This window comes from Microbacterium sp. NPDC090225 (assembly GCF_044772365.1).
In the GTDB taxonomy this organism is placed as follows: domain Bacteria; phylum Actinomycetota; class Actinomycetes; order Actinomycetales; family Microbacteriaceae; genus Microbacterium.
This window is the reverse complement of record NZ_JBIVYS010000001.1, coordinates 1,406,967-1,421,594: the sequence shown is the minus strand read 5'-3', so window position 1 is coordinate 1,421,594 and position 14,628 is coordinate 1,406,967. Positions and strand designations below refer to the sequence as shown.

9 protein-coding genes are annotated in these 14,628 nt (G+C 62.2%); 8 read left to right on the top strand and 1 reads right to left on the bottom strand.

Features of this window, described 5'->3' with window-relative positions:
• Positions 1 to 494: 494 nt before the first annotated feature.
• Positions 495 to 704, top strand: coding sequence for an ABC transporter substrate-binding protein (locus tag ACIQTT_RS06795; protein ID WP_402787810.1), 210 nt, complete (start codon positions 495 to 497; stop codon positions 702 to 704).
• A gap of 204 nt (positions 705 to 908) precedes the next feature.
• On the opposite strand, the gene ACIQTT_RS06790 is transcribed toward ACIQTT_RS06795, so the two are convergent.
• Complete coding sequence (locus ACIQTT_RS06790; protein ID WP_402787807.1) at positions 909 to 1,553, bottom strand: TetR/AcrR family transcriptional regulator; 645 nt, start codon at positions 1,551 to 1,553, stop codon at positions 909 to 911.
• A 132-nt stretch (positions 1,554 to 1,685) separates the two neighbouring features.
• Between ACIQTT_RS06790 and ACIQTT_RS06785 the strand changes: the two genes are divergently transcribed.
• From ACIQTT_RS06785 to ACIQTT_RS06755, 7 genes are all read left to right on the top strand, one after another.
• The gene (locus ACIQTT_RS06785; protein ID WP_402787804.1) at positions 1,686 to 3,131 is read left to right on the top strand and encodes an MFS transporter; all 1,446 of its coding nucleotides are present in this window, start codon (positions 1,686 to 1,688) and stop codon (positions 3,129 to 3,131) included.
• A 116-nt stretch (positions 3,132 to 3,247) separates the two neighbouring features.
• The gene (locus ACIQTT_RS06780; protein ID WP_402787801.1) at positions 3,248 to 5,557 is read left to right on the top strand and encodes a family 78 glycoside hydrolase catalytic domain; all 2,310 of its coding nucleotides are present in this window, start codon (positions 3,248 to 3,250) and stop codon (positions 5,555 to 5,557) included.
• Entirely contained in the window at positions 5,554 to 7,581 is a 2,028-nt protein-coding gene (locus tag ACIQTT_RS06775; protein WP_402787798.1) for a hypothetical protein, read from the top strand. Before ACIQTT_RS06780 ends, ACIQTT_RS06775 begins: the two co-directional genes overlap by 4 nt.
• A gap of 140 nt (positions 7,582 to 7,721) precedes the next feature.
• Positions 7,722 to 10,007, top strand: a complete 2,286-nt coding sequence (locus tag ACIQTT_RS06770) for a glycoside hydrolase family 3 N-terminal domain-containing protein (RefSeq protein ID WP_402787795.1) — start codon at positions 7,722 to 7,724, stop codon at positions 10,005 to 10,007.
• Positions 10,007 to 10,180 (top strand): hypothetical protein, encoded by a 174-nt coding sequence (locus ACIQTT_RS06765; RefSeq protein WP_402787792.1) that lies wholly within the window; start codon positions 10,007 to 10,009, stop codon positions 10,178 to 10,180. Before ACIQTT_RS06770 ends, ACIQTT_RS06765 begins: the two co-directional genes overlap by 1 nt.
• 41 nt (positions 10,181 to 10,221) lie before the next feature.
• On the top strand, positions 10,222 to 11,649 hold the full coding sequence (locus ACIQTT_RS06760; RefSeq protein WP_402787789.1) for a glycoside hydrolase family 30 beta sandwich domain-containing protein: 1,428 nt from the start codon (positions 10,222 to 10,224) through the stop codon (positions 11,647 to 11,649).
• A 395-nt stretch (positions 11,650 to 12,044) separates the two neighbouring features.
• Positions 12,045 to 14,414 (top strand): hypothetical protein, encoded by a 2,370-nt coding sequence (locus ACIQTT_RS06755; protein ID WP_402787786.1) that lies wholly within the window; start codon positions 12,045 to 12,047, stop codon positions 14,412 to 14,414.
• Positions 14,415 to 14,628: the final 214 nt, after the last annotated feature.

Sequence of the window (14,628 nt, the reverse complement as noted above, 5' to 3'; positions counted from 1 at the left end):
ATGACACGCACTGACACGTGTCACGATGACCGAAATGTTGTGCGTGTTCACAACTCATTCGAGGTACGGTAACACGTGTTCCTAGCACTGTGACCCGCGTTAGTATCACTCACCCTTCGCTGCTACTTGCTGATGGACGGGACCATCAGCACACTGCCCGACGAAGGAGTCCAAGAGTGTCTATTACATTGCGCATGAAAGTTGTGTGGGGGGGGGAGTCGCGGTCGCCGCTCTCGTCCTATCCGGCTGCGGCGGAAGCCGAGGGGGTGAGTCCCACACAACCTCCGGAGACGACCACACGTCCCGGCTTGCACTCACACACGTCCCGGCTTGCACTCAACGCGCCGCCGTCGATGTCCTCTATTGGCGCATGGTCCGGCGGAGACGCGACACTCCTCCTCTCAGTCTGTGCCACGCTCTTCCACCGTGAAGTCGATGGCCAGCTCACCGGCGGAATCGCTGAGCAGTGGGAGTACAAGGACGCCCTCCCGTAAGTGACTCTGCAGATTCGCGAAGGCCAGGAGTTCACAAGCGGAGACGTGCTGAACGCGCAGGCAGTTGCTGAATCGCTCGAAGCCGCTCGTCAGGGACCGTCAACGGCTGCTTCGTTGTCCGCCATCGCGTCCGTTGAGGCGCCAGACCCGTCCACGGTGACTCTCAAGCTGTCCAAGCCAGATGCGGCGCTAGTTCCCCTGTTCAGCTGAGTAGCAGGTGGGACCCCGAGCGTGCTGACTGATGAGAGCTCGAAGCTCGTCAGTGTCGGATCCGGCGCATACACGTTGAGTGACAAGTCAGTAGCAGGGTCCAATTGCGTGCTTGAGCGAAAAGGCGGCTACTACGGCTTGGACGCGTACCCGTACAACGCCGTGGAAGTTCAGATCCCCCAGGCCCGACTGCTGCACAGAACGCTAGATCTTTGACTCAGCCGCTTCGAACGGACCGAGGGCTGCCGGCTGACTCTCCGACTCGTCTAGGCCCAAGCTGCTCAGAAGGTAGCTCATGCGCTGGCATACATCGAAGGAATGGTCGTAGAGCCACTGAGACTGCAATCCGTCGAACGCTGCGGCGATGATCGCGGCTGCTGCGTCTGGGTCACCGTGCGCCGGGAACTCTCCGCGGGATTGCAGCTCACGGATCGCTGTCGCGGCGACTCGCCGAAACTCGACGTAGCGGTTGGCGATGAAGTCGTGAGCGACATGCTCAACCTCGCTCCCGGCCGCCGAAACGCTTAGCATGAGCTGGCTGATGCCGGCGGCCTCCAAACTGCCGATCAGAGCGTTGAGGATCCGCTCACGAAATCCGACGGCGAAGTCCGCATGCTCTGCATCAATCTGCACGGCGACCGATTCCTCATGATGGCGGAGGATCTCTACAAACAGGTTGTCCTTCGATTCGAAGTAGTGGAGCAGTCCGTTCTGGGACAGCCCGACTGCGTCGGCCAGCTGTTTCACGGTTGCTCCGCTGTATCCGTTCTGAGCGATCACTGTGAGTGCAGTGTCAAGGATCTCGGCGCGCTTTGCGACGCCCTTCGCGTACGGACCTCGTGATGCCATAACCGCATAATATGCGGCTTTGCTCTTGCGTGCTTGAATACCGCATGTCATGCTGGATTCAATCGCCGCCGATCCGTGAGGACATGGCCGTTCCGATGGCAGCGAGACATCACTGACGATGGGGATACCCGCATGAGTAACAACACAGCAGTTGAGCCCGGCCCGAAGCCGAAGAACGTCGTCCTGGATCCCGCGCAACCAGGGACGTCGCCGATCCTGGTGAGAGGCAAACTGTCTCGCAGGTACCTGACCTGGTACACGATTCTCACCCTTGCAATCACCGCGGTGTGGGGCGCCGTCCTGGGAATCCTCCTTCCGAACCAGGTGCAACTCCTCGAGTTTGGCAATTTCTTCACTGGTGCCGATGCTGGCCTCGACCTCCAGCAGCTCGCGCTTCTCCAGCAGCAGATCGACCTGGGTAGTGTGACGGCGACGCCCGAGCAGGCCCGGCAACTCGAGCTGTTGAGCGGATTCAACGCCGCTCGTGCGCAGTCTCTCGCAGTCATCACGTCCATTGGGGTCGTCTTGACCATGCTGATCCAGCCGCTGGTCGGCGTTGCTTCCGACCGCACTCGCACGCGCTTCGGTCGCCGTGCCCCGTACATCCTGTTCGGCACTCTGGCCGGTGCGGTGATGCTCGCCGGGCTGCGATTCGCGCCGTCGATCCTTGTCCTCGCGATTGTGTTCATGCTCGCCCAGGCGCTGATCAACGCCGGACTCGGACCGCTCACTGCGACGGTTGCAGACCGCATGCCGGAGGACCGCCGCGGTATGGCCTCTGCCCTCGGCGGGTTCGGCAACTTCTTTGGTGGCGTCATGGGCGGTGTTCTCGCTGGATCGTTCTTCGCGTTGCTCGGACTCGACCTGTACTTCGCCGTCGCCGCGTTCGTCGCCTTCGCAGGAGTGATGTTCGTCCTCTTCGCTCGCGACGGGTCGTCGAAGGACCTGAAAGTCGAGAAGTTGAACTGGAAGGAGTTCATGCTCGGCTTCACCATCGCCCTGCGATCCAAGAACTACCGTTGGGTCTGGGTGGCACGTATCCTACTGACCTTCGGCTACACCGTGTCCACAGCGCTGGCTCTGTACATGCTGCAGAGCTACATCCGCCCCGCGCTTAGCCAGGCAGAAGCGACGCAACTGGCCCCTCTTCTCGGCCTGGTGGGTATACCTTTCATCGTCATCGCCCTCTTCGTGGCCGGGAAGCTGTCCGACAAGCTCAAGAAGCGCCGCTCCTTCGTGATCTTCGCCTCCGTGCTGATGGCCGCCTCGATGTTCATTCCGGTGATCTCCCCGACGCTCCCCGCACTTTTCATCCAGGCGGTCGTCTCAGGCATCGCGTTCGGAACCTACCTGCCCGTTGACCAGGCGCTCTTCATCGACGTGCTTCCAGACCACAACGCGGCAGGGCGTGACCTCGGAGTCGCGGCCCTCGGATCGAACTTGGGGCAGGCGTTGGGACCGATACTCGCCGGTGTCGTCGTTGCCGCAACCGGTGGCTATTTCGGAGTTTGGATTGCCGCCGCAGTCTTGGTCATCCTCGCTGCCGTTGCGCTGATCCCCCTCAAGGGCGTTCGCTGAGCCTGACGGAGTCGCGCGACCTGACCGCGCGACTCCGCAGGGCCCCTCCTGCAGGCAAGTAGCTCCGCCTCAAGCCGCCGTCCGACGCCCGCCGTGCCCCTTCAAGGAGAACAAACGTGACGCATCACTTCACAGCCAGGATGATCACCGCCGCCGCCGACACTGGAACCGCCCCCTACCTGCGGGGCGAGTTCACCGTCGATCAAGGGCACGGAGAAGTGGTCGAGGCAGTCCTTCGTGCGACGGCGCTGGGAGTGGTGGAAGCCAGCATTAACGGCGAAGCCGTATCGCCGGATCTGCTCACGCCAGGATGGTCCAGCTACGAGTGGCGGCTGCGATTCGCCGAGTGGGACGTTACCGCGCTTCTCGAACCCGAGAACGTGATCGGTCTGCTCGTAGGCAACGGCTGGCACACGGGACATCTGGGTTTCGCTGGGGGGAAAGCCCTGTACGGCACCGAGCGAGCAGCACTCGGCGAGCTGCAAATCCGATTCAGCGACGGGCACGTACAGGTCGTCGCTACCGACACGAGCTGGCGTGCTGGATCTAGCGCCGTGCTCGCCGACGACCTGTACCACGGCGAAACAATCGATGCGCGTCTGCGTGATGACGCCTGGATGATGGCGGGCGCAGACCTGTGTGACTGGGGTGCCGTACGCGAAGTGCCGTTTGATCTCGGCCGCCTCACCCCCTATGTTGGCCCTCCCATCCGCCGGCAAGAGAGCATCAAGCCCCTCAAGCTCTGGACGTCCCCGTCTGGGGCGACACTCGTTGATTTCGGCCAAAATCTCGTCGGCTGGGTGCGACTAAGCATCACTGGTGAGTCCGGGCAAGAGATCGTGCTCAAGCACGCCGAGGTGCTCGAACATGACGAACTCGGCACCCGTCCACTTAGACTCGCCAAAGCCACCGACCGGTTCATCCTCTCTGGGCTGGACGATGTGTTCGAGCCCACGCTGACCTTCCATGGGTTTCGGTACGTCCAGGTCGACGGATGGACGGGATCCCACGATGACCTCCGCGCCGCGATCACTGCGCAAGTCATCGGTTCTGATCTGCGACGTACTGGAACATTCGAATGCTCCAATCCGCTGCTCAACCAACTGCACTCCAACATCGTCTGGGGCATGCGTGGCAACTTCGTCGACGTCCCGACGGACTGCCCCCAGCGCGACGAACGCCTGGGCTGGACCGGAGACCTCTCGGCGTTCATCGACACTGCGACATACCTGTACGACGTCGACTCATTCCTCCGGGACTGGCTCCTGGACCTCGCGGCCGAGCAGACCCATGCGGACGGGAACATCCCAGTCGTGGTCCCCGACAACATCAAGTACGAAGCGGTCACCGGACTGATCCCTGGCACGGACGCGGATATCCAACTCATCGCGCTCTGGAACGACGCCGCCTGCTGGGTACCGTGGGGGCTTTGGCAGGCATATGGCGACATCGCGGTGCTCGAGCAGCAGTACGAGTCAATGGCTGCGTACGCACGCCGGATCCGTTCCGCGCTGTCTGAACGAGGGCTCCTCGAAGCGGGCATCCAGCTCGGAGATTGGCTCGATCCGACGGCGCCCGCCGACGCTCCCTTCCAGGGCAAAGCGGACCCCTTCGTGGTGGCGACCGCATGCGTCTACCGGTCTGCAGACATCGCCGCACGGAGCGCAGAGCTTCTCGATAACCCCGTCGATTCTCGTGAGTTTCGTCTCCTTGCCGACCAAATCAGGGACGCCTTCAACACCCATTACGTTGCGGACGGAATTATCAAGAGCGACGCTGCCGCGGTCTACTCGCTCGCGATCTGTTTCGGCCTCCTCGACAAGGCCGCCAGTAGCACTGCAGGGGACCGGTTGGCAGAGCTTGTGGCCGAGAGCGGCTACACGATCACGACCGGATTCGCCGGCACCCCCTTCATCAACGCGGCGCTTACGGCTACGGGACACCTGGACACGGCGTACCGACTGCTGCTCCAGACCGGCTGCCCCTCCTGGCTTTACCCCGTGACCATGGGAGCGACAACCGTGTGGGAACGCTGGGACTCGATGCTCCCCGACGGGACCATCAACCCCGGGGAGATGACGAGCTTCAACCACTATGCCTTTGGTGCGGTCGCCACCTGGATGCATCAGGTCATCGGCGGTCTCTCGGCCCTTGAGCCCGGGTACTCCCAGATTCTGATCTCCCCGCAGCCCGGAGGCGAACTGACGTGGGCACGAGCCTCACTCGACACGCCCCACGGCAATGCGTCCGTGAACTGGCAACTCGAGGACTCCGAACTAGTCATCGAAACCGAGATCCCTGCTGGCGCGACCGGGGTGGTGCGCCTTCCCAACCGCGCGGATCGCACCCTACCTGCGGGCCACCACACCTTCCGAGTCACCCACGACCCGACCTCCGTCACCAATCGAGAGCGAGTTCAGGCATGAACGCCCCCGTACCCTCCACTGCAAGCACACTCGTTGATTCGCCGTGGACCTTGGATCTGACCGATCCGTACTTCACGGAACCATACGTGGACGTCGACGAGTGGCGCGAGACTCCGGTTGGCCACCGCCACGTGCATGGCGGATTCCGCGGAACTGACACCCGCTTCTCCTTCTACTTCCCTGAGGCGGATCGGTACGAAGGTCGGTTCTTCCAACATGTCACCCCGGTGCCGCAGAGCGAGAACCTCGCCCCGACCTCCGATGGCGAATACAACAAGATCGTGTTCGCCACGGACAGCGGCGCCTACTTCATCGAGACCAACGGCGGGGGCCCCGACGCCGCGAACCCGTTCTCGGGGATGGACCCGAGCATCGGCGCCTATCGCGCTAGCGCGGCCTCTGCCCGTTTCTCTCGCCATGTAGCGGCAGCGATCTACGGAGCGCATCGCCCCTACGGCTATCTGTACGGAGGCAGTGGCGGCGCTTATCGCACCATCGGTTCTTCTGAGAACACCAACGGTGTCTGGGACGGATTCGTGCCTTATGTTCCTGGGAGTCCGATGTCGATTCCGAACGTCTTCAGCGTGCGGATGCATGCTCAAAGGATTCTTCGAGACAAGTTTCCCGCAATCGTCGATGCTTACGATGTCGGCGGCGATCCCGCGTCTCTACACCTGACTCCCGAGGAGGCAGAGGCGTTGGAGGAAGTCACTCGAATGGGATTCCCGCCGCGGTCCTGGTTCGGCTTCAAGACAATGGGCATGCACGCGTTCAGCGTCCTCTACCCCGGGATGATGGCTGCTGACCCGAACTACGCTGACGACTTCTGGGCGGTCAAGGGGTATCTCGGAGCCGACCCCACCTCCTCCGCGCACCGTGACCGTGTCCGGCTGGACAGCACTATTGCGGAGCTGATCACAGGCGCCTCGACCGTTGGTGAGAAACTCGTCTCCGGGGGCGTTGACGAGTCCTTCTTGCACGTCGCGTCCGACAGTGGGATTGCCTCGGGCATCCGGCTCTCAAGCATTCCCGAGGGATGGGTGCTTGGCGCGCAATTGATCGTGAAATCAGGAGCTGGCGCGGGGTCGGTTCTGCGATTGTCTGGCGTCGAACACGATGTACTGACTCTCGAACCTGGGCAAGACGAAGCTGCAGAACTTCTGGCCGTCGGAGACGAGATCACCCTCGACAACTCCACCTTCCTCGCGGCGCAGACTTATCACCGCCACCAGGTTCCTGGCCCGGAGTACGCCGTGTGGGACCAGTTCCGCGACGATGACGGTGAACCGGTGTACCCGCAGCGGGGCATGCTGCTCGGCCCCATGTTCACTGTCGGCGCGGCAGGCACCGTCCCCACTGGCCAGATCAGTGGAAAGATGATCGCCGTCGCCTGTCTCCTGGACCGCGAAGCATTCCCTTGGCAGGCCGACTGGTATCGCTCACGGGTCGAGGAACACCTCGGTGAACAGGCGAATGACCGGTTTCGCCTGTGGTTCGTTGACAACGCCGTTCATGGCGATGATGACCCGCAGGAGTTTCCCGACCGCACAGTCACCTACGTCGGGGCTCTCGAAGCTGCGTTGCGACAGCTCGCGGCATGGGTCGAAGCCGGCGTGGAGCCGGCGCCCACCTCGACCTACCAGGTCGTCGACGGGCAGGTCACGCAGCCTGACACTGCGGAGGAGCGCGGTGGCGTACAGCCGGTCGTATCGATCTGTGTCAACGGATCCCCGAGCGCGGTGGTACGAGCGGGGGAGTCTGCCGTCGTCACCATCACCGCCGTGGCCCCCGGAACTGGCGTCATCGCTTCCGTGGATGTCGATCTGACAGGATCCGGTAACCCTGATACTGCTGTTCCCGTGCCAGCGGAGAATCAGGTCACCGTAGAACGCGTGCAAGCCTTCTCCGATCCCGGTACCTACTTCCTCTCCGCTCGAGTCGCCGCCCAGTCCGCGGGGGACGCAACCGACCCTCATGCGCGGGTACCCAACGTGGCACGGGCGAGGGTGGTTGTCATTGCCTGACGGGTGATCGGCACCCCGCCTTTGCAACCAGCTCCCGCTTCTGCCATTGAAGTCCTAGGCGGTGGCCGTCCTGATAGTCACTCGCGTCCACTCCGTCCTCTGACGGTCTCTCCTGGCACTACAGCAATAGAGGAATACTGATGACTGACCGCTTGTACCGGGACAGCACGCGACCCATTCGTGACCGCGTGGAAGATCTGCTTGGTCGCCTCACGCTCGAAGAGAAGGCGGGGCAACTCACCCAGTACTTCTACATGGGCGTAGCGATGAACCTCCCCGCCGACTTCGACTTCACCACAGTCCCCGAAGAGCAGCGCGCGTTCCTGCAGCAGCCACGAATGGTCGAGGCGGCCATCAAGTCCGGAACCGCCGGCGCCGTCCTGTTCGCGAAGGACCCTGCGACCATCAACCACCTGCAGCGCATTGCGGTCGAGGAAAGCCCGCACGAGATACCCCTGCTTGTCGGGTACGACATCGTGCACGGGCTGCGCACCATTTTCCCCGTCCCGATTGCCCTCGCCGCCTCCTGGTCGCTCGGCACCGCGGAGGCCGTACAGGCGGCTGCTGCGCGTGAAGCTCGCGCGGTCGGAATCAACTGGACGTTCGCGCCGATGATTGACATCGCTCGCGATGCTCGATGGGGGCGCATGGTCGAAGGCGCGGGCGAAGACCCTGTTCTCGGCGCGGCCCTGGCGGCCGCGCAAGTGCGCGGTTTTCAAGGAGACCTCAGCAGAACTTGTGTGATCTCCGGACCCAAACACTTCCTCGGCTATGGTGCTTCCCGAGGAGGACGCGACTACGACGACGCGGAGATTTCCGACTCGGAACTGTGGAACGTTCATCTACCTCCGTTCCGCGCCGCTGTCGAGGCTGGAGCTCTGAGCATCATGAGCGCCTACATGGACCTCAACGGCATCCCGGCGTCCGGCAACTCCTGGCTTCTCACGGAGCTCCTCCGCGACGAACTCGGTTTTGACGGCTTCGTCGTCTCCGACGCGAACGCCGTCCGGTCCATGGAAACTCAGCACTTCGCGAAAGACCTCACCGACGCAGCGACACGTGCCGTCGAAGCCGGACTCGACATGGAGATGGTCATGTTCGACCCCGCCTTCGACACGCTCCCGGACGCAGTGAACGCCGACCTGGTGCCCCTGCCCGTCATCGACCGAGCAGTGCGACGCGTGCTGACTGCCAAGTTCCGACTTGGCCTGTTCGAGAACCCCTACGTCGATGCCGCCGCCGCCGTAGCAGAGCTCAACTCCCCGGCGAGACGCGATCTCGCCCAGGAAGCCGCCGAGGCCTCCTTCGTTCTCCTCAAGAATGAAAACTCCGCACTGCCGCTGCACACGGACTCCCTCTCCGCCGTCGCGGTCATCGGGCAACTCGCCGCCAGCCAGCGAGACACGCTCGGCCCATGGGTGTTTGACCATGACACCGCCGAAACCGTCACCATCTTGGAGGGGATTCGCGCCCGAGCCGGCGATCAGCTGCGCGTTGACCACGCGCCCGGCGCAGCAATCACCGAGCGGCTGTACCCATCCCCGTTCGACAGGATGGATGCCACCGTCGAAACCACACCGGAGGGCTACGACGACGACATCGAGATCGACCGCGCTGTCGCCCTGGCTGCTGCCGCGGATGTGGCCATTGTCGTCATCGGGCAGCGGCAGAACCAGAGCGGCGAGAAGGCATCCGTCCCGACCCTCGACCTTCCCGGACGGCAGCTCGAGCAACTGCAGCGCATCGTCGCTACAGGCACTCCCGTGGTTGCCGTAGTCATGAGCGGAAGGCCGTTGGATCTGCAGTGGGCGGACCAGCACGTCCCCGCTATCCTTCAGGCGTGGTATCCCGGCACGCGAGGCGGTGATGCAGTCGCCGCTACGCTCTTTGGCGATGTCTCGCCTGCCGGACGACTTCCCTTCACATGGCCCCGTCACGTCGGACAAGTGCCGATGATTTACGCCCACAATCGTACTTTCGCTCCTCAGGATCAGGGGGAGCGCTACATAACCGAGCCCAGCACGCCCCTCTATCCCTTCGGGCACGGCCTCTCGTACGCTGAGTTCACCTACTCGAACCTGACACTCGACCGGAAGGTCATCGAAGTCGGAGAGGAATGTGTCGTCTCCGTGGACGTCACGAACACGTCGGACCGGACCGCAGACGAAGTGGTGCAGTTGTATATCCACCAGCGACACGGATCCGCCAGCCGCCCAGTCCGCGAGCTCAAGGATTTCGAACGACTCACCCTTGACGGAGGAGCCACGTCGACCGTTCAGTTCAAAATCCTCCCCGACGAACTCCGATACTGGAACGCCGCCACCCGGGCCTATGTCCAGGACGTCACCGTATTCGACATCTGGATCGGGGGATGCTCCACGGCCGACCTCGGCACGGTTCTCTCGGTCGAACGGGGTGACTCGTGATGGCCATGGGATATCCGAAGGAGATCTTCGAAGTCACCGACGACATCATCACCAACTGGGACAAGTACCAGGTGATCATCAGTGACACGTTTACTTTCGAAGACGTGCAGACCGCGCTAATCACTGCGGCGACCCCGCGCGCAGCCGACAGGGTTGTCGTTGTTTTCGACTAATAACACATCCGGCCAACATCGCAATTTTGAGGATCAATACAATGACTGAACTCGACGTGACCGCTCCCTCTTCTCCTGCCGGCGAACGCGCACCGCGAGGCGCCACCGCCCAATGGTTCGCCACGACACCAGGAGGCGCATGGCAGGAGCAGTCGCTTCCCGTGACGGGGATGGTCGCGATGCCTGATGTAATCGCGAAGATGGATGACCCGAAACAGGTAGTCGAAGGGTTTGGTGCGAGCTTTAATGAACTCGGGTGGACATCTCTCGGCAAACTCAACGACGCGCAGCGAGAAGAGATCTTTCGGGAGCTGTTCGCACCACGCGTTGGCGCCAGTCTCAACCTCTGCCGCATGCCTATCGGAGCGAACGACTTCTCACGCGACTGGTACTCATACGATGAGATCGACGGCGACTTTGCGCTGGACCAGTTCAGTATTAGCAACGATCTTGAGACGCTCGTCCCCTTCATTCGCGCCGCACAGAAGCACCACCCTGAGCTCCGTTTGTGGGCATCCCCGTGGAGCCCGCCCACGTGGATGAAAACGAACCACCATTACGCTGGTGCTCAACCCCACCCATTCATGAATGCCGCTCCGAATGGGCTGAGTGAGGATCAGATCGGGCATGAAGGTACGGACATGTTCCGTCTGGAGGAACCCTACCTGCGCGCCTACGCCGACTACTTTGGTCGGTTCATCGATGCCTATCGGGAACTCGGGATAACGATCAGCATGGTGATGCCCCAGAACGAGTTCAACTCGCCTCAAGTGTTCCCCAGTTGCACTTGGACCCCCGAGGGACTCGCGCGGTTCCTCAGCCACCTCATTCCCACAATGAGTTCCCGCGGAGTTGAAGTCTTCCTCGGAACCCTCGAGCGCGGCGACGAAGGGCTTGTCAGCGCTGTCCTCGGTGACCCCGTTGCGGCGGCGTCTCTGGCCGGGGTCGGGGTTCAGTGGGAAGGCAGACGTGCTGTGGCTGCGCTGCACACCCGCTACCCGGCGCTGCGGTTGTACCAGACGGAGCAGGAATGCGGCGACGGATCCAACGACTGGCGTCAGGCCCGACATGCCTGGTCGCTGATGAAGCACTTCTTCGATAACGGTGCGAACGCCTACATGTACTGGAACGTCTCTCTGCTCGACGGCGGTCTAAGTCGGTGGGGATGGACGCAAAACTCCCTCATCACGGTGGATGCCGAGGCGGGTACGTACAAATACACGCTTGACTACCAGGTTCTGAAGCACGTCAGCAGGTTCGTGATCCCTGGCGCGCGAGTGATTCACACCTGGAGCCTCGCTGGGTACGACAATCAACTCGTTTTCCTGAACCCGGACGGAAGCATCGTCCTCGTCATCGAAAACGACACCGTCGAAGACATGACGATCAACGTCAGCCTGGGTGAGCGGATGGTCAGCCCAACACTCGCTCCGCATTCCTTCAACACCATCGTGCTTGAGAAGCCCTAGTGCGTAGCCCGGACTTGGATCGAGAACGTTGACCGTCGCGTCGATACTCGGTCTGGATACCGTTGGGTCAGTGCGTGCGGGCTCAGACCACCCGACTCTAGAGAGTCTTCTGAGTGAGCGCGCGTCGTCGGCAGAGCTTGCGGTATTAGAAGGTTCAGCTCCGAGCGACCGAACGGGTCGTGGAGCGCCGCACTCGTTTATGAGGCCTGGGAGGGACCTACCCCTACCTTGTGGTGATGCGGGCGTGATTCACGCCAACTTTGCAGCGTTTCGCCTGCCGGGCCTCTCAACCGGGATATTGACACGGGTGCACATGCGTGGTCAGATGGACATGTCGGTAACACGTGTTACCGACATGTCTTGCAGTTTCTCTAACTGCCTCCTAGGGAGACGTGATGTCCTCGTCCATTGACCGCGCCGCCGTCGTCGCTCGCCATCGGATTCGTCTCACCTCACCAGACCCGCAGCATGTACTCACCGTGGGAAACGGTGACTTCGGGTTCACGTCAGACATCACCGGCTTGCAGACGTTCGCGAACTTCCATGATCCGGAGCGCGCGATGGGTGTCGGCGCCGTCGCCGTCAATACGGCGACGATGAGTAACTGGGGTTGGCACGAGATGCCGAACCCTGAGGGATACACGCTCGACGACGCCACAACTACGTACGAAACGGAACGTGGGCCGGTCAGGTACGCCGACAAGCACGACATGATGAGCGCGATGAGCGGCACCATCCCAAAGGAGTTCCAAGCCGGCGCGTGGCTGAACGCTAACCCTCAGCGCGTCGACCTCGGACGAATCGGCTTCGAACTCAGAAGCTCGGCGTCGGCGTCTCCCGCAACGGACCCCTCCGTTCTGTCGGACACGGAACAGACTCTTGACCTGTGGACGGGGGTGGTGGACAGTTCCTTCCGCTTTTCTGGAGAGGAGGTGCGAGTGCGCACGCTTGCAGCGCCCGACGAATCAACACTCGCGTTCCGGGTCGTTTCGCCGCTTCTGCGAGATGGACGAGCTCGGGTCGTGATCCGCTTCCCGTACGCGAGTGACGGCTTCTTCAAGACGGACGACTGGCACGCCGTCAACAAACACCAGTCCGAGTTGGACGAATCCGGCCGAATCCGGCGAAAGCTCGATGACTTCGAGTACGTCGTGGAGACATCGCTCAGCGGGGCAACGTTGGAGGCGACGGCCGAGCCCCACGTGTTTGTCCTTCTCGCGGACGGCGACGAGATCGATGCGGTGGTTCGGTTCTCAGCACTTCCAAGCACTCAACCAACGCGTAGTTTCGATGAACTCGAACAAGCCGCTGCGTCCGATTGGGAGCAGTACTGGACGACCGGCGCAATGGTCGATCTCTCGGGAAGTGCTGACTCCCGAGCGCACGAGCTAGAACGCCGGATTGTTCTGTCGCAATACCTCACCCGTGTGCATGGCTCAGGTCACCTTCCTCCGCAGGAGACGGGGCTCGTCACCAACAGTTGGCAGGGCAAGTTCCACCTGGAGATGCATCTATGGCATGCCGCCCACTTCGCAGTGTGGGGTCGGCCGGAACTGCTCGAGCGAAGCCTTCGCTGGTACCTCAGCATTCTTGGTCAAGCACGCCAGACGGCCGCCATGCAGGGGTACCCGGGCGCCCGCTGGCCGAAGCAAACGGCGCCGGATGGTCGTGAGAGCCCTAGCGATATCGGCGCTCTGCTCGTGTGGCAGCAACCCCATATTCTGCACATGCTTGAGCTGGTCTGGCAGGCCAGTGATGTGTCGGAGCGAACTCGATTGGTAGCCGTTTACGGTGAGTTGGTGGATGCCACGGCTGAGTTCATGGCGGCGTTCGCGAATGAGAAGGCGGGAACATTCCACCTGGGCCCGCCCATAATGCCGGCGCAAGAGTTTTACGATGCGCGTACCACCGTCGATCCGACTTTCGAGCTTGCGTACTGGTGGTGGGGGCTTGACGTTGCGCAAGCGTGGCGGGAGCGTGCGGGACTTCCAAGGAACACTGAGTGGCAGCGCGTGCAAGATGGCCTTGCCAGTCCCGGAGTTGCCGATGGCAAGTACACGGCGGTTGCAACGAGCGAACCTCTTCGTCGCGACGACCACCCGTCGCTGCTCATGGCTTACGGAGTGGTCCCCGGTACGCCCATTATTGACCCTGCCCTCATGCGCACCACCTTCGATGATGTGTGGGGGAACTGGGAATGGCCCACTGCGTGGGGATGGGACTTCCCAGCAATGACGATGACCGCGACGCGCCTCGGTGACACCGCCCGCGCTATCGACGCGCTGCTCCGAAACGAGGAGAAAAATCAGTACACCGCGGTAGGGCACAATCCGCAGATGCGCGGAGTTCTCCCTCTGTACCTGCCCGGGAACGGAGGCCTCCTCCTTGCTGTGGCGCTTCTAGCCCAGGAAGAGGCGAGCCTTCCTGATGGATGGGTGTGGCGAGTTGAGGGCTTTCGTCCCTTCCCTGCTGGAGTGGCAGAAGACCCACAGCGGCACCCCCAGGAGATTACGTTCAGCACTCCCGAAGCCAAGGCTCCGGCAGAACTGACGGCAGAAACGAGCATTGGCGACTGGCTCGACGACCCGGTCGGCGGCGAAGTTCTTCGAGGGTTCCTCGCAAAGACCGGAACGTCTGCTGAGAACCTCACGCAACTCCGAGGAGTGCCGCTGCAGCAACTAGTCGCGCTGAGCCAGGGGCAGATGCCCCAAGCGGCTATTGAGGCTCTCGTGTCCGCCGTGATCTGCGCCGGTTCCCCCGACTGAGGCGCAGCAGCAGTAGACCTTCATACGAGAGGTGAGGGGCGTCGGAAATCGCTGCCGACGCCCCTTTCTGCTTCCGGCCGAAGCATAAAGAGGGCGGCGCGCTACGCGTCGTCTCGCCATCGATGATTCTGAGACGCAGATCTTTCACGGGCACGGAATGCTCGTGCGGGAGATCGGCGAGCGGCGCTCGCAAGGCCTTCGCCTGGTGCCACAC

Excerpts from the sequence above, each read along its gene's own strand:
- ACIQTT_RS06790 (WP_402787807.1), bottom strand. The coding sequence starts at position 1,553 with ATGGCATCACGAGGTCCGTACGCGAAGGGCGTCGCAAAGCGCGCCGAG.
- ACIQTT_RS06785 (WP_402787804.1), top strand. The coding sequence starts at position 1,686 with ATGAGTAACAACACAGCAGTTGAGCCCGGCCCGAAGCCGAAGAACGTC.
- ACIQTT_RS06775 (WP_402787798.1), top strand. The coding sequence starts at position 5,554 with ATGAACGCCCCCGTACCCTCCACTGCAAGCACACTCGTTGATTCGCCG.
- ACIQTT_RS06770 (WP_402787795.1), top strand. The coding sequence starts at position 7,722 with ATGACTGACCGCTTGTACCGGGACAGCACGCGACCCATTCGTGACCGC.
- ACIQTT_RS06765 (WP_402787792.1), top strand. The coding sequence starts at position 10,007 with ATGGCCATGGGATATCCGAAGGAGATCTTCGAAGTCACCGACGACATC.
- ACIQTT_RS06760 (WP_402787789.1), top strand. The coding sequence starts at position 10,222 with ATGACTGAACTCGACGTGACCGCTCCCTCTTCTCCTGCCGGCGAACGC.
- ACIQTT_RS06755 (WP_402787786.1), top strand. The coding sequence starts at position 12,045 with ATGTCCTCGTCCATTGACCGCGCCGCCGTCGTCGCTCGCCATCGGATT.